The following is a 2,803-nucleotide window of genomic DNA, read 5'->3' as shown; positions in this document are numbered from 1 at the left end:
TCGAGCGTGGTCTGCAGCGCGGGATCCGGGTAACGCGCGTTGGTTTCGGGCTCGAGAAAGCCGAGCAGGCAGTCCCACAGCCGGCCATAATCGTTGCGCGTGCCGGCCTTCTCGATCTCGTCGATCAGCACCAGTGGGTTTGCGCTGCTGGCCTGAGCGACCGCGAGAAACGGGTGACACGGCTCGGCCGAGTACCAGCGGCGGTCGGTGCCGCCGAAGACCGCGCCGTCGGCACGCGAGGCGTCCTCACGCCAGACGCTCAGACCTAGATTTTCGCCAAGGCGGCGGGCGAATCGGCTCTTGCCTCCACCGGGCTCACCGACGATCAGCAGCGGTCGGAGATGGACCGTCGTGCGCCCGACCAGGTCGGCCAACGCGAAGTCGATGACATCGAGCGCATACGGAAATTCGAACAGCAGGGCATTGCGCACCTCGTGCAAAGGCGGCGGCTCGATGAGGGGCAGGGCGACATTGATGACGCCCTTCAGCGGCCCGAGGACCTCCTTGATTTTGACGCCCTTCATCTGGTCGTCCGCGAGGCGCGCCACCATGACGTGATTGGCCGGGACCGAGCTGACCTCCGACTGAAGCTTATGGTCCGCGGCCGTCCTGGTTTCCGCCTCCTGCCGTTCCCGGCGCTCCTGTTCCGCCGCTTTCAGCCAGCGCCGTTCCTCCGCCTTCGCTTCCACGACCCTGTACCGCGCGGTCCTCGGGCCGACGATGGCCGCATTGAAGGCGGCGGTTTTGCTTTCCACGAGGGGGCAGGCGGGCAAAGCCGCCCATCCGTAGACAAATTCTTCGAGCTCGCTGAGCAGCTCGTGGCTGCTGTCGTCCTCCCTGAGATTCGCCAGGGCGATGATCAGCGCCTTGCCGACCCGGCGGTATTCGTCGAATGACGCGAGATCGCGCGGTGCCGGCAGGCACAACAGGCGAACGCAATCGGCAAGGCTGCGGAGGGTCGGCGTGTCGCCGGTGACTGCGAGACGATCGAGCTCGGCCGCGAGTGCCAACCCCGAGTCGGCGCCTTTCGATGTCGCCCAGAGAACGGTGTGCGGGAGCCCGGGACAAAGCTGTCTGATTTCGGCAATCAGCCGTTCGTCGATATCCCGGGAGCTTCGCCTCGCGAGCATCGCATAGCGCAATAATCGCGGCAGCTTTTTCAGCCCCTCATCCAGATCGGAGGAATCGGCGGCCGCACCGGTCGAGGCGGCGTCGCCTTCGACGTCCTGCAGGCCGAACTCATCGGTGTCGCTGGTGTCGTCGCTCATGCCTCGCTCCCCGCGCCATCGTCACCGGCAAGATCGCGAAGGCGATGGACGTTCTCCAGATCGGCGGGAGATCCAAGCCGATAGAACCGCGACAGGGTCCGGATCCACCTGCCGTCGCGATCCGCCCACCACAGGGGTGTCGTCATGACCATTCGACTGCCGTGAACCGGATGGTCGACCGCATGTCCAACCAGATGCAGCCCTCCCGGCGTCAGCACGGGCGCCCAGTCCGTCAGGAGCGGGGCGCTTTCCAGAATTGTCAAAGGGACGGCCTGGCCGAAGCTCAAGCGCTCGCAATCGTCTGCGAGTGCGTGGAGCCGGCTCGTGAGATCGGGCGAGATGTTGGTGGGGTCGAGGAAGGGAAACGAACGCGTCAACATGATTGAACACTCGAACACTAGGTGGACCATGGGGTTAGAGCCGCGCGAAAAGGTCGATGCCGCCTCACTCGCCGATCTCGACCACGAGCGAGCCGTCGAAATTGGGGTTCTCGTTGCCGTAGCCGTGCGGATTGCAGATGACCCTCGTTTTACCGATCCAGTCATCGGACGAGTTGTGAACGTGCCCGTGGACCCACAGGTCGGGCCGGTAGGCCTCGATGGTCGCGGTCATGTCGGCCAGGTAGGCGGCCGTGACCGGATCATTGCGGTACTTATCGAGGATCGAATTCCAATGAACCGCATGATGGGTGACCACGGCCGTCGGCCCATGGTCGAACGGCGTCGCCAGCACGCTGTCGATGAAGGATTTCGAGCGGTGATGCAGCAGCGCTGCTTCCTGCGGCCGGAACCGCAACCAGGGCCTCTTTTGCCAGGTGATCCGGCGATGATCGTTCATGGCATCCGCGCAGGTGTTCATGACCGCCGGTCGCCTGGCCTCGCCGAAGAGCCGGTAGTCGGTCCACAATGTGGCGCCGGTGAAGCGGATCGGCGGGCCGCCATCGGCGCCGCCGAGCACGACCGTCTCGTTCTCCAGGCAATGGATGTTGAAGGTGGACGCATGGGCCCGCGCGAGCGCCAGTTCTTCCGGCAGGCAGCTGCGGTAATATTCGTGGTTGCCGAGCACCATCGCGATCGGGATATGTAGCGGCACGATGCGTCGCAGATATTCGAAAGCCCCAAGGACGCCCTCGCAGGTGTCGCCCGCGACGATGATGCAATCGACACCTTCCACGATCGAAATCGGCTTGACCGGAGCTACGTCGAGATGGAGGTCGGAAAAGATCTGGATCTTCATGCGCCACCTCGGTCGCGCTCACGTTCGCAGAAGGCGGTGAACAGGATGGTCCCGACCTCGGCGAGCTTGCGCGGGTTGGCCGAATGCCGCAGCCCAAACCTGTACCAGGAGGCCGCGAGCTCGGTGCCGAAGTCGTGGCCGAGGTCGGTGAACCCGAGGATCTGCGCCAGCACCAGCGCGCTCGCCGCGTTGCCCGAGAGGGCGCAGCGCAACAATGCCGTCATGGCAATATCGGTCTGCAGCGTCATCTCGGCAATCGGCATCAGCGAGCACGTCACGCTCATGGCCGCCGCCGGATC

4 protein-coding genes are annotated in these 2,803 nt (G+C 64.6%); all 4 read right to left on the bottom strand.

Annotation, left to right across the window (positions count from 1 at the left end; genetic code table 11):
• Positions 1 to 1,268: AAA family ATPase (locus tag NEZ08_RS14515; RefSeq protein ID WP_298107948.1), on the bottom strand; the 1,268-nt coding region annotated here is incomplete at its 3' end.
• Entirely contained in the window at positions 1,265 to 1,648 is a 384-nt protein-coding gene (locus NEZ08_RS14510; protein WP_298107945.1) for a DUF6634 family protein, read from the bottom strand. The genes NEZ08_RS14515 and NEZ08_RS14510, both read right to left, overlap by 4 nt.
• A gap of 64 nt (positions 1,649 to 1,712) precedes the next feature.
• Positions 1,713 to 2,504, bottom strand: a complete 792-nt coding sequence (locus tag NEZ08_RS14505; RefSeq protein ID WP_298107942.1) for a metallophosphoesterase — start codon at positions 2,502 to 2,504, stop codon at positions 1,713 to 1,715.
• Positions 2,501 to 2,803, bottom strand: a 303-nt coding sequence (locus NEZ08_RS14500; protein WP_298107940.1) for a hypothetical protein, incomplete at its 5' end; no start/stop codon positions are given. The genes NEZ08_RS14505 and NEZ08_RS14500, both read right to left, overlap by 4 nt.

Origin of the sequence: Bradyrhizobium sp. (assembly GCF_027451485.1) — a bacterium.
In the GTDB taxonomy this organism is placed as follows: Bacteria; Pseudomonadota; Alphaproteobacteria; order Rhizobiales; family Xanthobacteraceae; genus Bradyrhizobium.
This window is presented reverse-complemented; position numbering and strand designations above follow the sequence as displayed.

Coding starts and splice junctions, on each gene's coding strand:
- NEZ08_RS14510 (WP_298107945.1), bottom strand. CDS start 1,648: ATGTTGACGCGTTCGTTTCCCTTCCTCGACCCCACCAACATCTCGCCC.
- NEZ08_RS14505 (WP_298107942.1), bottom strand. CDS start 2,504: ATGAAGATCCAGATCTTTTCCGACCTCCATCTCGACGTAGCTCCGGTC.